Annotated in this window: 20 protein-coding genes; 9 read left to right on the plus strand and 11 right to left on the minus strand. The window is 63.8% G+C overall.

The window, feature by feature from the left end; translation table 11 throughout:
- Positions 1–98: 98 nt before the first annotated feature.
- The 9 genes from lolD to RA164_RS08570 form a co-directional block, all read right to left on the minus strand.
- On the minus strand, positions 99–800 hold the full coding sequence (gene lolD, locus RA164_RS08530) for a lipoprotein-releasing ABC transporter ATP-binding protein LolD (protein ID WP_329740444.1): 702 nt from the start codon (positions 798–800) through the stop codon (positions 99–101).
- A 4-nt stretch (positions 801–804) separates the two neighbouring features.
- Positions 805–2049, minus strand: a complete 1245-nt coding sequence (locus RA164_RS08535; protein ID WP_329740445.1) for a lipoprotein-releasing ABC transporter permease subunit — start codon at positions 2047–2049, stop codon at positions 805–807.
- A 97-nt stretch (positions 2050–2146) separates the two neighbouring features.
- Positions 2147–2590, minus strand: a complete 444-nt coding sequence (locus tag RA164_RS08540) for a protein YgfX (protein ID WP_329740446.1) — start codon at positions 2588–2590, stop codon at positions 2147–2149.
- Complete coding sequence (locus RA164_RS08545; protein WP_329743518.1) at positions 2562–2810, minus strand: FAD assembly factor SdhE; 249 nt, start codon at positions 2808–2810, stop codon at positions 2562–2564. The genes RA164_RS08540 and RA164_RS08545 overlap by 29 nt, the downstream gene beginning before the upstream one ends.
- A gap of 59 nt (positions 2811–2869) precedes the next feature.
- Positions 2870–3649 (minus strand): succinate dehydrogenase iron-sulfur subunit, encoded by a 780-nt coding sequence (locus RA164_RS08550; RefSeq protein ID WP_329740447.1) that lies wholly within the window; start codon positions 3647–3649, stop codon positions 2870–2872.
- A gap of 22 nt (positions 3650–3671) precedes the next feature.
- Positions 3672–5459 (minus strand): succinate dehydrogenase flavoprotein subunit, encoded by a 1788-nt coding sequence (gene sdhA, locus RA164_RS08555; RefSeq protein WP_329740448.1) that lies wholly within the window; start codon positions 5457–5459, stop codon positions 3672–3674.
- A gap of 5 nt (positions 5460–5464) precedes the next feature.
- Positions 5465–5860, minus strand: coding sequence for a succinate dehydrogenase, hydrophobic membrane anchor protein (gene sdhD, locus RA164_RS08560; protein ID WP_329740449.1), 396 nt, complete (start codon positions 5858–5860; stop codon positions 5465–5467).
- A complete protein-coding gene (sdhC, locus tag RA164_RS08565) occupies positions 5857–6252 on the minus strand; it encodes a succinate dehydrogenase, cytochrome b556 subunit (protein WP_329740450.1) in 396 nt (131 codons plus the stop codon). The genes sdhD and sdhC overlap by 4 nt, the downstream gene beginning before the upstream one ends.
- Positions 6253–6339: 87 nt before the next feature.
- Positions 6340–6507, minus strand: a complete 168-nt coding sequence (locus tag RA164_RS08570; RefSeq protein ID WP_329740451.1) for a DUF1674 domain-containing protein — start codon at positions 6505–6507, stop codon at positions 6340–6342.
- A gap of 106 nt (positions 6508–6613) precedes the next feature.
- Here RA164_RS08570 and ygfZ point away from each other — a divergent pair, with 106 nt between their 5' ends.
- Complete coding sequence (gene ygfZ, locus RA164_RS08575) at positions 6614–7417, plus strand: CAF17-like 4Fe-4S cluster assembly/insertion protein YgfZ (RefSeq protein WP_329740452.1); 804 nt, start codon at positions 6614–6616, stop codon at positions 7415–7417.
- Between the two features lie 445 nt (positions 7418–7862).
- Positions 7863–8297 carry a cell wall hydrolase gene (locus RA164_RS08580; protein ID WP_329740453.1) on the plus strand — a complete coding sequence of 145 codons (435 nt, stop codon included), beginning with the start codon at positions 7863–7865 and terminating at the stop codon, positions 8295–8297.
- 90 nt (positions 8298–8387) lie between these two features.
- Here RA164_RS08580 and RA164_RS08585 read toward each other — a convergent pair whose 3' ends face one another.
- Together RA164_RS08585 and RA164_RS08590 are read right to left on the minus strand one after the other, a co-directional pair.
- Positions 8388–8867 carry an outer membrane lipoprotein gene (locus tag RA164_RS08585; RefSeq protein ID WP_329740454.1) on the minus strand — a complete coding sequence of 160 codons (480 nt, stop codon included), beginning with the start codon at positions 8865–8867 and terminating at the stop codon, positions 8388–8390.
- A gap of 36 nt (positions 8868–8903) precedes the next feature.
- Entirely contained in the window at positions 8904–9521 is a 618-nt protein-coding gene (locus RA164_RS08590; protein WP_329740455.1) for a glycine zipper 2TM domain-containing protein, read from the minus strand.
- Between the two features lie 196 nt (positions 9522–9717).
- Between RA164_RS08590 and RA164_RS08595 the strand changes: the two genes are divergently transcribed.
- From RA164_RS08595 to phbB, 7 genes are all read left to right on the plus strand, one after another.
- Complete coding sequence (locus tag RA164_RS08595) at positions 9718–10491, plus strand: TatD family hydrolase (protein ID WP_329743519.1); 774 nt, start codon at positions 9718–9720, stop codon at positions 10489–10491.
- A gap of 145 nt (positions 10492–10636) precedes the next feature.
- Positions 10637–11110, plus strand: coding sequence for a MarR family winged helix-turn-helix transcriptional regulator (locus tag RA164_RS08600; protein ID WP_329740456.1), 474 nt, complete (start codon positions 10637–10639; stop codon positions 11108–11110).
- Positions 11107–12645 (plus strand): efflux transporter outer membrane subunit, encoded by a 1539-nt coding sequence (locus tag RA164_RS08605; RefSeq protein ID WP_329740457.1) that lies wholly within the window; start codon positions 11107–11109, stop codon positions 12643–12645. Before RA164_RS08600 ends, RA164_RS08605 begins: the two co-directional genes overlap by 4 nt.
- Positions 12642–13850: an HlyD family secretion protein gene (locus tag RA164_RS08610; RefSeq protein ID WP_329740458.1), complete on the plus strand. Its 1209-nt coding sequence runs from the start codon at positions 12642–12644 to the stop codon at positions 13848–13850. Before RA164_RS08605 ends, RA164_RS08610 begins: the two co-directional genes overlap by 4 nt.
- A gap of 30 nt (positions 13851–13880) precedes the next feature.
- Positions 13881–15431 carry a DHA2 family efflux MFS transporter permease subunit gene (locus RA164_RS08615; RefSeq protein ID WP_329740459.1) on the plus strand — a complete coding sequence of 517 codons (1551 nt, stop codon included), beginning with the start codon at positions 13881–13883 and terminating at the stop codon, positions 15429–15431.
- A gap of 104 nt (positions 15432–15535) precedes the next feature.
- Entirely contained in the window at positions 15536–16030 is a 495-nt protein-coding gene (gene phaR, locus RA164_RS08620; protein WP_329740460.1) for a polyhydroxyalkanoate synthesis repressor PhaR, read from the plus strand.
- Between the two features lie 82 nt (positions 16031–16112).
- Entirely contained in the window at positions 16113–16874 is a 762-nt protein-coding gene (gene phbB / locus RA164_RS08625; RefSeq protein ID WP_329740461.1) for an acetoacetyl-CoA reductase, read from the plus strand.
- Positions 16875–16893 lie beyond the last annotated feature (19 nt).

Below are 16893 nucleotides of genomic sequence, written 5' to 3' on the forward strand. Positions count from 1 at the left end.
CACGCCTGTAGGGTCAAGCCATCGATGCATGTAGCCCGCGCCAGCGTCCGTCGATGCCTGGCGGAGCGGCTACAAGGATGGATCGGGTCAGTGGTTGATCAGGCGCTGGCGTGCTCGCGCAGCTGGCCGTTGTGCAGCTCAAGGGTGCGGTCCATGCGCGCGGCCAGGTGCGAATCGTGCGTGACCAGGATGAAGCTGGTACCGATTTCGCGGTTGAGCTCGAGCATCAACTCGTACACCTGGGTGGCATTGCCTTCGTCGAGGTTGCCGGTGGGCTCGTCGCCCAGCACGCAGGCGGGACGCGTGACCAGGGCGCGTGCCACCGCGCAGCGCTGGCGCTCGCCGCCGGACAGTTCGGCCGGTTTGTGGTGCGTGCGCTGGCCCAATCCCACGCGCTCCAGCAAGGCCTTCGCCTGACGCTCGGCCTCGGCAATCGCCTCGCCGCGGATCAGCAGCGGCATGCAGACATTCTCCAGCGCGGTGAACTCGGGCAGCAGGTGATGGAACTGGTAGATGAAGCCCATCGAACGGTTGCGCACGCGTCCCCGCTCGGCATCGGACAGCGTCGACAGCAACCGCCCGTCCACCTCCACTTCGCCGCGGGTCAGCGTATCCAGGCCGCCGAGGATATGCAGCAACGTACTTTTGCCCGAACCGGAAGCACCAACGATCGCGAGCGTCTGGCCACGCTTCAGTTCGAAGCTCACGTCGTTCAGCACCTCGGTCCTGAGCCCGTCCTCGTCGTAGACCTTGGCGATGTGGCTGGCGCGCAGCACGACGTCGGAAGCGTTGTTCGTCATCGGCTTATTCATAGCGCAGTGCCTGTGCCGGCTGCGTGCGCGAGGCGCGCCACGCGGGATAGAGGGTCGCCAGCAGAGAGAAGGCGAAAGTGATCAGGGTGACCCACAGCACATCGGTACCCTCCAGCCGACTGGGTACCTGGCTGATGTAGTAGACGTCGGGCGACAGGAACTGCACGTGGAACACGTTCTGGATCCAGTCCACGATGTTGGGCAGCTGCCACGACAGCAGCGAACCCAGCGACACGCCGAAACCGATACCGACCAGCCCCACCAGCACGCCCTGCACCATGAAGGTGCCCATGATGCTGCGCGGGGTCAGGCCCAGGGTGCGCAGGATCGCGATGTCCGCCTGCTTGTCGGTCACCAGCATCATCAGCATCGAGATCAGGTTGATCACCGCGACCAGCACGATCAGCGACAGGATGATGCCCATCACCTTCTTCTCCATCGAGATCGCCGAGAAGAAGTTGGCGTTGTCCTGCATCCAGGTGCGCACCTGGTAGACATGACCCAGCCGGCTGGCAAGCTGGTCGGCCACCGGCCCCGCATTCCACAGGCTGTCGAGCTTGAGCCTGATGCCGGTCGGACCGGCCAGGCTCTTGAGCCTCTCGGCGTCCTGAATGTTGATCAGCGCGAGTCCGGCATCGTAGTCGTGCATGCCCAGCGAATAGATGCCGGTGACGTGGAAACTGCGCACCAGCGGTACCGAGCCGAACGGGGTCGCGCGCAGTTTCGGCACGATGGCGATGACCTTGTCGCCCACGGCGACGCCCAACTGCATGGCCAGCTCGTTGCCGAGCACGATGTTCCAGCTATCCGGCTTGAGCGAGTCGAAGCTACCCGAGACCATGTGCTTGTTGAACGTGGATACCTGCGGTTCGAGCGCCGGGTCAATACCGCGCACCAGGGTGCCTGACGAACCGCGGCCCTGCAGGAAGGTTTCCGCATCCACGTAGGGCGCCGCACCCTTCACATGCGGATTGTCGTGCGCGACCCGCAATGCGCGCTGCCAGTCCTGCATGCCGGACTGGTCGATGCTGGACACGGTGGCGTCCGACACCGCACCGAGAATGCGCGAGCGCAGCTGGAAGTCGAAGCCGTTCATGACCGACATCACCGTGATCAGTGCCATCACGCTGATCGTGATGCAGACGATCGACACGGCTGAAATGAACGAGATGAACTGGTTACGTCGTTTGGCGCGGACGTAGCGCAAACCGATGAACAGTTCGAGCGGTCGGAACATGGGCGGGTCGCCTGTGTGAAGTCGCTGGGCGGGTCGCCCGGATGTCCATTATCTGGTAATCGCTAGGACCGTGCCTGCCGGACAAAGTTGCCTCGGTTCAGACATGCCGTGGTGTTGTCTCCGGACGGACCATGGCCAGACGCATACGCAGGCGACGACGGATATCGGCATCGCTGTTGTCCGGTGCCAGCCAAAGCACGACGACAGCATCATCGGCATCGCGCAGGCGCAACAGCACCGCACTGCCGAACACGCGGAACGAGAGAAGGCGTGCAGGCAGGTCCGTGCCGTCCTGCCGATGCAGGCGCCAAGTAGCCCCGCTGCCGCCGGCCCAGCCGGCCGCCGTCACGCCGGCATCGGATGGATGTCGCAAGGTCCGGTACCAGGCCCCCAGCAGTGCAACGAACGACAAGCCCTTTACCCACACCGCAAGACCACACGACAGAACCGCAACCAGGGCCAGCAGCAATACGACCGTCAGCAGGCGCAGCGGCCAGTGCGACGGACGGTACTCAAAGCCGATGGCGGGTGCGGATGTCATCGATGATCGCCTGCCAGTCGGCACGTGGCGCCTGGGCATGCCCCATCACCCAGTCCCACAGGTCGGGATCCTGCACATCCAGCAGTTCGTCGAAGGCCTGCTGCTGCGCCTCGTCGGCGGATGCAAAGCACTGGTCGAGCCAGCCACCGAACAAGGCGTCCAGCTCGCGGGTACCACGGCGGGTGCGCCAACGCAGACGCTTGATGCGGGCTTCGTCCATGCTCATGCGGTGAGCTCCACCGTGAGACCGCGTCCCGGCTTGCCGGGACGCGGTGCCGGTCAGGAGCGGCGCTCCACGATCAGCTTCTTGATCTCCGCGATCGCCTTGGCCGGGTTGAGACCCTTCGGGCAGGTGCGGGCGCAGTTCATGATGGTGTGGCAGCGATACAGCTTGAACGGATCTTCCAGATCGTCCAGGCGGGCACCGGTGTCCTCGTCGCGGCTGTCCACGATCCAGCGGTAAGCCTGCAGCAGGATCGCCGGACCGAGGTAGCGGTCGCCGTTCCACCAGTAACTTGGGCAACTGGTCGAGCAGCAGGCGCACAGGATGCACTCGTACAGACCGTCGAGCTTCTTGCGGTCTTCAGGTGACTGCAGGCGCTCGCGATCCGGCGCCGCGCTCTGCGTGCGCATCCACGGCTTGATCGAGGCGAACTGGGCGTAGAAGTGCGTCAGGTCCGGCACCAGATCCTTTACCACCGGCATGTGCGGCAGCGGATAGATCTTCACGTCGCCCGAGCCGACCTTGTCGATCGCGCAGATGCAGGCCAGCGTGTTGGTGCCGTCGATGTTCATCGCGCACGAACCGCAGATGCCCTCGCGGCACGAACGGCGCAGGGTCAGCGTGGGATCGATCTCGTTCTTGATCTTCAGCAGTGCGTCGAGAACCATCGGACCGCAGGAGGCCAGATCGACCTCGTAGGTGTCGATGCGCGGATTCTCACCATCGTCCGGCGACCACCGGTAGATGCGGAAGGTACGCGGCTTCTTGGCATTTTTCGCCGGAAAGTGCTTGCCCGGCTGGATCTTGGAATTCTTCGGTAGCGTGAACTCGGCCACGATTGCCTCTCCAGTCGGTATCTCAGTAAACGCGCTTCTTCGGCGGAACCACCTCGACCTCGTCGGTCAGGGTGAACATGTGTACCGGGCGGTAATCGAAGCTGACCTTGCCGGCCTCGTCTACCTTGACCAGCGTGTGCTTCATCCAGTCGTGGTCGTTGCGGTCCGGGAAGTCCTCGCGAGCGTGCGCACCGCGGCTTTCCGGACGCTGCTCGGCCGAGTGCATGGTGCCCACGGCCTGGTCGAGCAGGTTGGCGAGTTCCAGCGTTTCGATCAGGTCGGAATTCCAGACCATCGAACGATCGCTGACACGCACGTGCTTGAACGATGCATGCACCGCGTCGATCTTGGTGCAGCCTTCCTTCAGCGTCTCGCCGGTGCGGAACACCGCGGCGTCGGACTGCATGGTGCGCTGCATGTCGAGGCGGATCTTCGCCGTCGGCAGCTCGCCGTCGGCATGACGCAGGCTGTCGAAACGGGCCAGCGCCTTGTCCAGCGCGCTGGCCGGAAGATCCTTGTGAGCCATGCCCGGCTTGATGATCTCGGCACAACGGTGGGAGACGGCGCGGCCGAACACCACCAGATCGAGCAGCGAGTTGGAACCCAGACGGTTGGCGCCATGCACCGAGACGCAGGCCGCTTCGCCGATGGCGAACAGGCCGGGCACCACGGCATCGACATCGTCGCCCCGCTTCTGCACCACCTCGCCATGGTAGTTGGTGGGGATGCCGCCCATGTTGTAGTGCACGGTGGGCAGCACCGGGATCGGCTCCTTGGTGACGTCCACGCCAGCGAAGATACGCGCCGACTCGGCAATACCGGGCAGCCGCTCGTGGATGACCTCGGGACCGAGGTGCATCAGGTTGAGGAACACATGGTCGTTGTGCTCGCCGACGCCGCGACCCTCGCGGATCTCGACCGTCATCGCACGGCTGACCACGTCACGCGACGCCAGGTCCTTCGCGCTGGGCGCATAACGCTCCATGAAGCGCTCACCCTTGGAGTTGGTGAGGTAACCACCCTCGCCGCGCACGCCTTCGGTGATCAGGCAACCGGCGCCGTAGATGCCGGTGGGATGGAACTGCACGAACTCCAGGTCCTGCAGCGCCAGGCCGGCACGCAGCACCATGCCGCCACCGTCGCCGGTGCAGGTATGCGCCGAGGTGGCGCTGAAGTAGGCGCGTCCGTAACCGCCCGTCGCCAGCACCACGGCCTGGCCACGGAACAGGTGCAGGGTGCCCTCGTTCAGGTCAAGCGCGAGCACGCCACGGCAGACGCCCTCTTCGTCGAAGATCAGGTCGATCGCGAAGTATTCGATGAAGAACGTGGCGTCATGTGCCAGCGCCTGCTGGTACAGCGTGTGCAGGATGGCGTGACCGGTGCGGTCCGCCGCGGCGCAGGTGCGCTGCGCGGTGCCCTTGCCATAATGCGTGGTCATGCCACCGAACGGACGCTGGTAGATGCGGCCTTCTTCGGTACGCGAGAACGGCACGCCGTAGTGTTCCAGCTCGTAGATCGAGGGAATCGCCTCGCGGCACATGTACTCGATGGCGTCTTGGTCGCCCAGCCAGTCCGACCCCTTGATGGTGTCGTAGAAGTGGAAGCGCCAGTCATCTTCGCCCATATTGCCCAGCGCGGCGGCAATGCCACCCTGCGCGGCCACGGTATGCGAGCGGGTCGGAAACACCTTGGTGATGCACGCGGCCTTGAGCCCCTTCTCGGCCAGGCCGAAGGTGGCGCGCAGACCCGCGCCGCCCGCACCCACCACGATCACGTCGAACTTGTGTTGCTGAATCTTGTAGGCTTCCATCGGCCTCAGGCTCCCAGTGCGATGCGCAGAACGGCCAGCACGCCCGCGAGCGCACCGAGCACCGCGAGGAACTTGATCGCCACCAGCAGGACGACTTCCTTCCAGCGGGTATGCACGTAATCTTCGATCACCACCTGCAGGCCGAGCACGGCATGCCAGAACATGGTGATCACGAACAGGATCAGCAGCAGCGCGTTCCAAGGCTTGGCAACGGCGGCTTTCGCCGTGGCGAAGTCGGCGTGCAGCAGCGACAGCACGGTGATCACGAACCACAGCGCCAGCACCAGCAGCGCCGCGGCGGTCACCCGCTGCGTCCACCAATGGCCTACGCCTGACTGGGCCGAACCGAGCCCGCGCGCACGCTTCAACGGATTGCGCAGATCCTTGGCGTTAGTGCTCATGCGGCACCTCCGGTGGTCATCACGTAGGCCCAGACGACGACGACCAGCACCAGGCTGACGATGACCGACAACCAGCTGGAACGCACGAACTGCGGAATGGCAAAGCCCATGCCCGAATCCTGCAGCAGATGCCGGATGCCGTTGCACAAGTGATAGAAAAGCGCCCAGCTCCAGCCAACCAGAAGAATGATGCCGAGCGGACTGCCCATGCAGATCTTGAACTGATCGAAGGCAGCTTCGCCCGAGGCCAGTGCCAGCAGCGCCCAGACCACAAGTAGGCTGCCCACGGCCAGCGCAATGCCGGTGGCGCGATGCAGGATGGAGGTCACCATCTGCACTTGCCACTTATATATCTGTAGGTGGGGTGAAAGCGGTCGTCGCGTGTCTGCCATGGCGGCTATCCTGGGGTGGAATCGCTGGATGTCCTCGCCGCTCCATCCGCTCCATCGCCGGTCGGCGCACGCGCCGGGGCGCGTGGATCAGAAGTCGATGCAGCGTCCGTTCTTTTCCCAGTCGCCATAGCGCGTGGGATCGAGTGCGGGCCGCTCGACCTCGCCCTTGCCAGACCCGTCGACGGCTGGAACGTCACGACGTTCCGGCTTGGCCGGCTGGGGCATGGTATCGGTTTGAGTGGGCGTCTTGGACATGGTTTTTTCGAGCCGGCAAAGCGTAATACTTGCGGCAATGCGGCACAACCATTGACATCTGTGAACCCTTGCGCAAAGCGCCACCCGCCCCTACATCGAACCACCTATGACATCACCGCATTCCGCCCAGACGATCTCCATTGAAGGGATCGATGCCATTGCCTTCGCGCAATCGCAATTCAGCAGCAACGTTCTCGCCCTGCGGGACGGGCAATGGCAGTTCAGTGCATGGCTCGACGCACAAGGACGCGTGCGCGCGCTGTTCCATCTGGCACGCATCCATGAGCATCGGCTGGTCGCTCTATTGCGCGGGGGCGATGCCACCCGATTCGCAACGGAATTGCAGCGCTTCGTCTTTCGATCCAGGGTGAAGCTGTTGCCATCGCAACAACTGCCATTGGGCAGCGCATCTTCGATGCCGATGTTCGATGCGCATGAAGACGAAAGCATCCTGCATGTCGGATGCGGCGATCACAGCTTGATCTGCGGCAAGCAGGCGCCCACTGACGACAGTTGGCGCGAAAAACAGTTGCGTGAAGGCTGGGCATGGCTTCCGGATACGCTTACAGGTTGTCTGCTGCCACCGGCACTTTCGCTGTACAGATTATCGGCCGTCGCGTTGGACAAGGGATGCTACCCGGGCCAGGAAATCGTCTCGCGTCTGCATTACCGCAGTGGTCACAAGCGCCATCTTCATCGCGTCAAGCTGTCGCAGGTCATGCAGGAAGGCTCGACCCTGCATGCGGCGGGACATGAAGCCGTATGGTTGCTGCAGACACTGCCTCGCGAACCGGGCAGCGAGGCACTCGCAGTGATCTCCGACGCTGTTGCTGAGCAGGTTTCCAGCGATGCAGAGCATCACCTCGACGAAAGTACGAATATCATCATCCAGGCCTCGTGGGGCGATTGAAATCAACGTGTTGAGCCCAACTCGACACTGTCACAAGCATGAAGAAAATGTGAACATTTCGACCCAGGCACTTGCGCAGGGCTCCAGCCACCACTAGGCTCCGCCCAACTTTTGGGGTGCCCCTACGCATGGGGTACTGATGTGCGCGACGAACCGGAGGGGTCCGGATCGGCGCGACCCGGCAGCAATATCGCCGGATGAGAGGACCGCCAGACGGCGGAAGCAGTTGCAGGCTACGAGGTCATGAACCTCACCAACGCCCAGGCAGCATTACCTCGATTGGCACCGGATCAGCCGATCGACCGCCACAATCCCGTGGCAAATCCATCCGGCCACAAGTTTCGGCCCGGAGCGATCAATCCAGGTGGAACGGCCTGCCCGCCCGTCCACCGCAACGGCGCGCGAGACGAGGTTAGTCGAACGCGTACAGCACGTTGGAGGCAGAATGAAACTTGCAATGCTGTTGTGGCTGGCGTCCGTGCTACCTCAACACCTCGCCGATCAGACTTGTCTGGCGACCACGGTTTACCTCGAGGCACGCAGCCAGCCGACCATCGGCCAGAAAGCTGTCGCCGAGGTTGCGATGCGTCGTCGTGACCAGGGTCGCTGGGGCAATACCGTTTGTGACGTGGTGACCGCACCGCACCAGTTCGCTACCACTACCACGTCAAAGTCCTATGACATTGCGAACCTGGCAGCATTCCAGAAGGCATGGAACATTGCCGGCGAGTCGATCCAGAACTGGAGCCTTCCGGCCGATGAACGGCACTTCGTGGTTCCTCACGCAAACCATTTCGCGACAGCCGCAGTCTCTCCGGCCTGGGAGCGCAACCACACCGGCATCACCATCGGCGCACACACGTTCTATGCCGTGAACTAAGCACGCACAGAAATTGCCGTGCAACAAAAAAGGCCCTCCAATGGAGGGCCTTTTTCATGGACGTCCATACGTCCAAACCAACAACCCATGTCAACGAGGATAGACGCGACCGCCGCTCACCTGGACATAGTCGCCACGACGCACACCAGGGTTTTCGCGCTGGGTGACGGTAGCGTAGCGACCATCATCCAGCCGCACCACGATCCGCCACGCGGTCTCGGTGCCCGCCGAACGCTTGGCCACTTGATCGCCGACCACGCCACCCGCGACAGCACCGGCAACGGTCGCAGCCTTGCGACCATCGCCCTTGCCGATGGTATTGCCGAGCAGCCCGCCGGCCACCGCACCGATCACGGCACCGAGGACACCATTGCCGTTCCGCTGGACATAGACCTGCTCGACACGCTGCACCACGCCGCAAGCCTGACAACGAGGCGCTTGGCGGTAATACCCCTGCCGCACATTGCCTCCATCGCGCATGCCGTAAGGCTGTTGCGTCACGCACCCGGCCAAACCGAGGCAAGTCGCCAGCGCGAAGATCACCACTATTTTTCCAGCACGGGTGTTCATGCATATCCTCCCTGGACGCAGGTCAAATCACACGGATCAGTGTGCGCTGGACACCGCAATGACGCCCTGTTGCACCTCTACCCGATCACCCGGATCATGATCCATGCGCGTCGTGCGGGTTACACCATCGTAGACGTACTTGACGTTGTAGCCGACCGTTGTGGTCTTGGTGTTGTTGACCGTGCTGCACTGGCGCTCGACCGTCGAAGTGACCGTGCCGTGCTGATGCGCAGCTTCGATGCGATTGCCCGCATAGCCACCAGCGGCCGCACCCGCCACCGTCGCCAGGGTCTTGCCCCTGCCGCCACCGATGAAATGGCCCAGCAGACCACCAGCCACCGCACCGATCGCCGTACCGGCGATGTGATGCTGGTCCTTCGGTGGCTGGGTATGGTTCACCACCACGTCCTTGCAAACCTGGCCCGGGGTGGTCACCGTCTTGTTGATCGGCGTCACACTGACCACCTTCGCATACTGCGGCCCACTGCTCTGGGGCGCTGCGGCAGGAGCCGCTGCCGTTGGACCAGGGGCTGCCGCCGGCGCTGCCGCGCCCGCACCTGCATCTGCGCTCGCGCTGCGGTTGCAGGCGGCCAGGCCCAGCGCCAGTGACGCGGCAATCCCTACATGAAGCGCATTGACTACCAACCTATTCATCGCGAGTCTCCTTTTGCTCTGGCTGACGGCCACACGGCGATTTCGCACGTATGCGCGTCAGCCTGTCTATATTGATAAACGTGACAGACTGAATCCGACCTTAGAGTGGATCGTCACGAGGCATTCACACCCCGAACTCCCCTGCGTGCAGGGTATCTCCAACGCTCTCAACGCGAAAGAATCCACGTCACCAAAAATGCCTATCGTCATCGACAGCCACGTACACCTGGACGACGCACGTTTCGACGACGATAGGGATACCGTTCTGGATCACGCACGCAACGCAGGCGTTTCCACCTGGATCGTCCCCGGCGTGGACGCGGCAAGCTGGCCGCGCATCCGCGCCCTCAGGAATGCCAGAGCAGGCATTCATGCCGCCTACGGCCTCCACCCCATATTCCTGTCGCGACATCGGCCGGATCATCTGGACGCCCTGGCGGAATGGCTGATAAATGAGCAACCCATCGCCGTCGGCGAAATCGGACTCGACTTCCACGCAGTGGATGCCCACCCCGGCCTGCAACGCGATTACTTCGTGCGACAGCTCGACATGGCCAGCAAACGTGGGCTGCCCGTGATCGTGCATGCACGCAAGGCACTGGACGAGGTGATTCACACCCTGCGCGGCTTTCCCGGTCTGCGCGGCGTGGTCCACAGCTTTTCCGGCAGCGAGCAACAGGCAGAGCAGCTATGGAAAATCGGATTCCATGTGGGCATCGGCGGCCCCGTCACCTACCCGCGCGCGCAACGCCTGAGACGCATCGTGGCGCAGATGCCGATCGAGTTCCTGTTGCTGGAGAGTGACGCCCCCGACCAGCCCGACGTCCTGCACCGCGGGCAGCGCAATGAGCCCGCATACGTGATCGACACCCTTCAATGTATTGCCATGCTGCGCGACATGCCGGCCGACGAACTGGCGCAGGCAACCACCCGCAATGCCCAGCAGCTATTCAGCCTGGACCGTATCTAGTTATCCGCCTGGTCACCTCATCCCACGGGACACTTGTCGGCCCGGCACATGCTTGCTAGCATTTCATTTCATCGGTGAAATATGATTTGATGAAATGAAGTGCCTCGGCAAATGCATCGACATGATGGACCTGGGGGTCGACCGCATGACTCAGGTCCTGCCCGACTTGCCGTCGCTCGACGTCAAGTTGAGCCGACTGCTGATGATGGTGGGCGCCAGCATGCAGGACGGGCTCGAAGAGAAACTGCAACCGCACAAGCTCAACCACAGCGAGTTCCTGACCCTGGTCGTGCTGCACACTCATCCCGAAGGTCAGCTGACCCCCGGCGAACTCTGCGATATGGCCAGCCAGGGTGCCACCAACATGACGCGCATCGGCAACACGCTGGTCAAGCGCGGTCTCATCAGCCGTGGGAGCAGTGCCGAGGATCGTCGTCGCGTGTTGTTCCGGATCACCCCGGCAGGCCGGCGCTTTGTCCAGCAGATCCTGCCGCCCATGTTTCCTCACGTCGATGCCATGTTCGCCGGCTTCAGTGACAGCGATAAGCGCAACCTCGGCCGCTTGCTGCGCAAGCTGTCCCATAACCTCGATCAACTGGATGCGGATGCCGCGCCATGAATATGCCTAACTCCAAGCGCGCCCTGCCCGGCCGCCTGATCCTGTCGGTCGCACTGGCCTCGCTGCTTGCCGGCTGCGCCATCGCACCGGCGAAACTCAAGCACCCGGTATTGCGCGACGACGTTCCGCTGGCCGGTCTGCAGCTTCCCACCCGGGCCGGCTGGCCCACCGCCGAGTGGTGGCGCAGCTATCACGACACGCAACTGGACAGCCTGATGGCACAGGCACTCCGACAGTCGCCCAGCCTGTCGCAGGCGCATGCCCGGGTACGTACCGCCGAACAGTCCGTCCGGCTGGCGGCGGCACAGGCGGGACTGACCGTCAACGGCAATGCCCAGGTCAGTCGCCAGCGAATCAGCGAGCACGGCCTGATGCCGCCAAAACTGCTCGGCTTCACCTGGTACAACCAGGCCGATCTCGGCGTGCAGTTCCAGTACGAGTTCGACTGGTGGGGCAAGAAACGCGACGCCATCGACGCCGCGCTGGATCAGGCACATGCCGCTGAAGCGCAGCGTAGTGCCGCGGCCCTGGCCATCGAGAATGCCGTGGCGGACACCTACTTCGGCTGGCTCGCCGACGAGGCAAGACTGGCCCTGGCGAACAAGGCCGTCGCCACCCAGCAACAACTGCTAAGGATTGCCCGGCTGCGTGTCGCTCGTGGCGTGGACCTGTCGGATACCGTACAGCAGGCCACCTCCAACCTGGCGGCCGCACGCCAACTCGCCTTGACGATCGACAGCTCGGCACGCATTCGCAAGGTGGCCCTGGCCGCCCTGCTGGGCGTGGACACCGATCACCTGCCAGCCCTGCACCCGCGCCAGCTGCCGGCCGTCAGCGGTGCACTTCCGGCCAATGCACGCATCGACCTTATCGCCCGACGTCCCGACATCGCAGCCAGTCGCTGGGAGGTGGAGGCGGCGCTGAAACAGACCGACGAGGCGCGCGCCCAGTTCTTCCCCGACATCAGCATCAGCGCCATGGCTGGCCTGTCCAGCACCGACCAGGCCACCCCGGCCCTGTTCGGCGGAGGCGGCAGCGGCAGTCTAGGCAATCTCTTCAGCGCCGGCAGCCGGGTCTTCAACCTGACCCCGGCCATCCACCTCCCGATCTTCGAGGGCGGTCGATTGAGGGCCGCCTATGGCGTCAGCCGCGCCCAGTTGGATGCCGCCGTGTCGCAATACAACGCCGTGGTGACCGACGCCGCACGTGACGTCGCCACCCAGGCACTGAGCGCCGAACAGATTGCCTCACGCCGGCGCCAACAGGCCACGCAACTGCAGGCCGACCGCGAGTTGCTGGCCGCTGCACAGGCCCGTGTACGCCAGGGCGTGCTCGATGCCAGGACCAGCCTCGCCGCCACGGCTCGACTGCTGCAGCAGCAGGACACCTCCATCAGCCTGCATGCGCAGGCGCTGAGCACGGACCTTGCCTTGATCAAGGCGCTCGGCGGTGGCTATGACATGCCCACACCTGGCCAGCAGCGACCGACAACCCATTCGACAAAGACATCCACTTCCGGAGCCCCTACCCCATGAGCGCGAACGCCTCCGCCGTATCCAGCGGCGACAACGACAGCGGCATGGCCGCGAAGGATCCCGCCAAGCGCCGACGCGCCCTGCTGATCGTCGTCAGCATCTTTCTCCTGGCGGCTCTGGCCTGGTTCCTGCTGTGGCTGTTTGTATTCTCCATCCGCGAGAGCACCGACAACGCCTATGTCGGCGGCAACCAGGTCGCCATCTCCTCGCAGGTGCCGGGCACGGTGGTGGCGATCATGGCCGACGACACCGAGCACGTGAAGGCCGGACAGGCGCTGGTGAAGCTGGACCCCACCGATGCGAACGTGCGCCTGCGCCAGGCCAGCAGCGCCCTTGCCATGGCTGTGCGGCAGGTTCGCGAACAGACCGATTCCGCCGATGCCGCAGACGCCGCCGTGGCCGCACGCAAGGTCCAGCTGGCACAGGCGCAATCCGACCTCCGACGCCACCAGCCACTGCTCGCCGCGCACGCCGAGTCGCCCGAGATCGTGCAGCACCTGCGTGATGCCGTCGCCCAGGCACAGGCCGCACTCGATACGGCGACGGCGCAGGCCCGCGCCGCGCATGCGGCCATCACCGGCACCGATATCGCCGACAACCCCGCCGTGCAGCAGGCCCGTGCGAACTTCCGCGCGGCCTGGATCGCCGCGCAGCGCGATACCATCGTGGCCCCGGTTTCCGGCTACGTGGCCCAGCGCAGCGTGCAACTGGGCAACAGCGTACAGCCCGGCCAGCAACTGATGACCGTGGTGCCGCTGCACCATCTTTGGGTGGATGCGAATTTCAAGGAAGGCCAGCTGCGCCACATACGTATCGGCCAGCCGGTGAAGATGACTACCGACCTCTACGGCAGCGACGTCGTCTATCACGGCAAGGTGATCGGTCTCGGTGCCGGTACCGGCAGCGTGTTCTCGCTGCTGCCAGCACAAAATGCCACCGGCAACTGGATCAAGGTGGTCCAGCGCGTACCGGTGCGCATTTCGCTGGAGGACAAGGAACTGGATCGGCACCCGCTGCGTATCGGCCTGTCGGCCGATGCCGTGGTCGACATCCGCAATGACAACGGCCCCGTGCTGGCACAGGGCGAAGCCCAGCCTGCCGCGGTGACCGATGTCTACGACAAGGTCGCCAGCCAGGCCGATGCGGAGGCCGACAAGATCATCCGCGCCAACCTCAACCCAAGCGCGACCCCGAGCGCGCCCTGACGACCGTCAAGCCACGGACTCCCCCAGACCATGTCCGCAACGCCAGATAACGCCGCCCCGCCCAAGCCGTTGCAAGGCCTGCCGCTGGTGCTGCTTACCATCGCAGTCGGTTTCAGCACCTTCATGGAGGTGCTGGACATGACCATCGTCAATGTGTCCGTGCCCCACATCTCAGGCAGCCTTGGCGTCAGCCCGAACGAGGGCACTTGGGCCATCAGTTCGTACGCGCTGGCCAGCGCGATCATGCAGCCCTTGACCGGCTGGCTGGCACGACGGTTCGGCGAAGTACGCACCTTCACTGTTTCGGTGCTGCTGTTTGTCACCTTCTCCATGCTGTGCGGTCTGGCCACGTCCATGCCGATGCTGGTGGTCTGCCGGCTGATGCAGGGCGCCGGCTCCGGCCCGATGGTCGCGCTGTCGCTGACCCTGCTGCTGTCGAGCTACCCCAAGGAGCGCCAGGGCATCGCACTGGCACTGTGGGCCATGACGGTGGTGGTGGCGCCGATCTTCGGCCCTATCCTGGGCGGCTGGATTACCGACAACATGTCCTGGCCATGGATCTTCTACATCAACCTGCCGGTAGGCCTGCTCGCGGCGGCCATCACCTGGACAGTCCTGCACAAGCGCGAAACACGGACCGCCAAGGTCCCGATCGATATGATCGGGCTGATGCTGCTGGTCGCGGGCGTCGGCTGTCTGCAGTTCATGCTGGACAACGGCAACGACCACGATTGGTTCGCCTCCCCGCTGATCCTCACGCTGGGCATCATCGCCGCCGTCAGCCTGACCTTTCTCGTGGTCTGGGAGATCCACGCCAAGCACCCGATCGTCGACCTGTCACTGTTCAAACAGCGCAATTTTACGGTCGGCGTGATCGCACTGACGCTCGGCATGTTCGCGTTCTTCGGCATCAATGTGGTGTTTCCGCTGTGGCTGCAGGTGGACCTGGGTTACACCGCGACCTGGGCCGGCCTTGCCTCGGCCCCGGTCGGCGTACTGGCCTTCCTGTTGTCGCCGATACTTGGGCGCAACATGCACAAGCTGGAACTGCGCGCAGTCGTGACGTTCTCGTTCGTGGTATTCGCCCTTACCTCGTACTGGTTCTCACGCTTCGACAGCTCCGCGTCGTTCGGCGCCTTGGCGTTGCCACGCTTTGTGATGGGCCTGGCGATTCCCTGCTTTTTCATCCCGCTGAACCAGATCTACCTGTCCGGCCTGCCGGTGACGGAAATCGCCAGCGCTTCCGGGCTGTCAAATTTTTGCCGCACGATGGGGTCGAGCATGTCGACCGCGATCACAGTCACGCTCTGGCAGCATCGTGGCGAACTGCACCACGCAACGCTCACCGAGTACGTCAACAAGGCCGAACCTGCGACGACCCACTTCATGGACATGTTGTCGCATACCGGACTTTCGCATGTGCAGATACTGGGCGTGATGGACCGCCTGGTGACACGGGAATCGCTGACCTTGGCCGTGAACGACGTCTTCTTCGCCTGTGCGGTCCTGTTCGTGCTGCTGATTCCGCTGCTGTGGTTCGCCAGACCCCCGTTCGGCAGCGCCGGCGCAGCGGGACATTGAGGCCATGGAGCATTGATTCGACTGGTTTTGCTGCACTCTCCAGTGCAGCAAAACCATGCCTTTCGTGACTGGTGCGGCGCAATAACTTCTGTTAGGTTGCCCGCATGGCACAAGCAACCCGCATCATCAAGAAGTATCCGAACCGTCGGCTCTACGATACGGAGATCTCCAGCTACATCACGCTGGAAGAAGTTCGTCAGCTGGTGCTGGACGGCGAAACCTTCGAAGTCCGCGACGCCAAGAGCGGCGAGGACCTGACCCGCGCCGTGCTGCTGCAGATCATCTCCGAGCACGAGGAGAAGGGGCAGCCGATGCTGTCGCCGCAGCTGTTGCGGCAGATCATCCGCTTCTACGGCGACTCGCTGCAGGGCTTCATGGGGCCTTACCTGGAGCGCAGCCTGCAGGTCTTCCTGGACCAGCAGCAGCAGTTCCGCAACCAGCTCAACAACCTGATGGGCCAGACTCCGTGGTCGATGCTCAATGACCTGACCGAGCGCAACATGGACGCATGGAAGTCGATGCAGCGCGGCCTGCTCGATGCCGCAACCCAGGTTCAATCGGCCGCCACCGGCCAGCCGCCCCGCGGCTCCAAGAAGTAATAACCGCCCCGCCGGCGTCCCCGCCCCACGCGTTGCAGCACAGCATGTGCTGCTGCGCGCCATGAGCGTGAGTGATCGACACATGAACAAACCTACCCCCGACTCCCGTCTCGCCGTCGTCACGGGAGGCCTTGGCGGACTCGGCATCGAGATATGCCGGCAACTGGCACAGGCCGGCCGCCGCGTGGTGGCACTGGACCTGACCAGCCGGGCGGAACGCATCGATGCATTCCGGCAGACACTGGCCGAGTTCGGCGATGCCGTTGCGTTCGAACCGGTCGACGTTTCCGACTACGAGGCCTGCGCGGCGACCGTCGCGCGCATTGAGTCCAGCCATGGCGGTATCGATGTACTGGTCAACGCTGCCGGCATCACCCGCGACGCCAGCCTGCGCAAGATGACGCCACAGCAATGGCAAGACCTGCTGCGGGTGAACCTGGACGGCGTGTTCAACATGAGCCGTCCGGTGGTCGAAGGCATGTGTGCCCGGGGCTTCGGCCGCATCGTCAACATCAGTTCGGTAAACGGCCAGACCGGACAGTTCGGCCAGACCAACTACTCCGCCGCGAAAGCCGGCGTACACGGTTTCAGCATGGCGCTGGCCCGGGAAACCGCGCGCAAGGGCGTCACGGTCAACACGGTATCGCCGGGCTACTGCGATACACCAATGGTGGCCGCTGTGCCTGAAGATGTCCGCGCACAGATCGTGGCTGGCATTCCGGTTGGACGGCTCGGCGCACCTGCCGACATCGCACGTGCGGTCGTCTTCCTTGCCGCCGACGATGCCGGCTATATCACCGGTGCCAATCTGCCGGTCAACGGCGGCTACTTCATGAGCTTCTGAGCTGCCGCGCAACCGGGCA

Origin of the sequence: Dyella sp. A6 (assembly GCF_036320485.1) — a bacterium.
In the GTDB taxonomy this organism is placed as follows: domain Bacteria; phylum Pseudomonadota; class Gammaproteobacteria; order Xanthomonadales; family Rhodanobacteraceae; genus Rhodanobacter_A; species Rhodanobacter_A aluminiiresistens.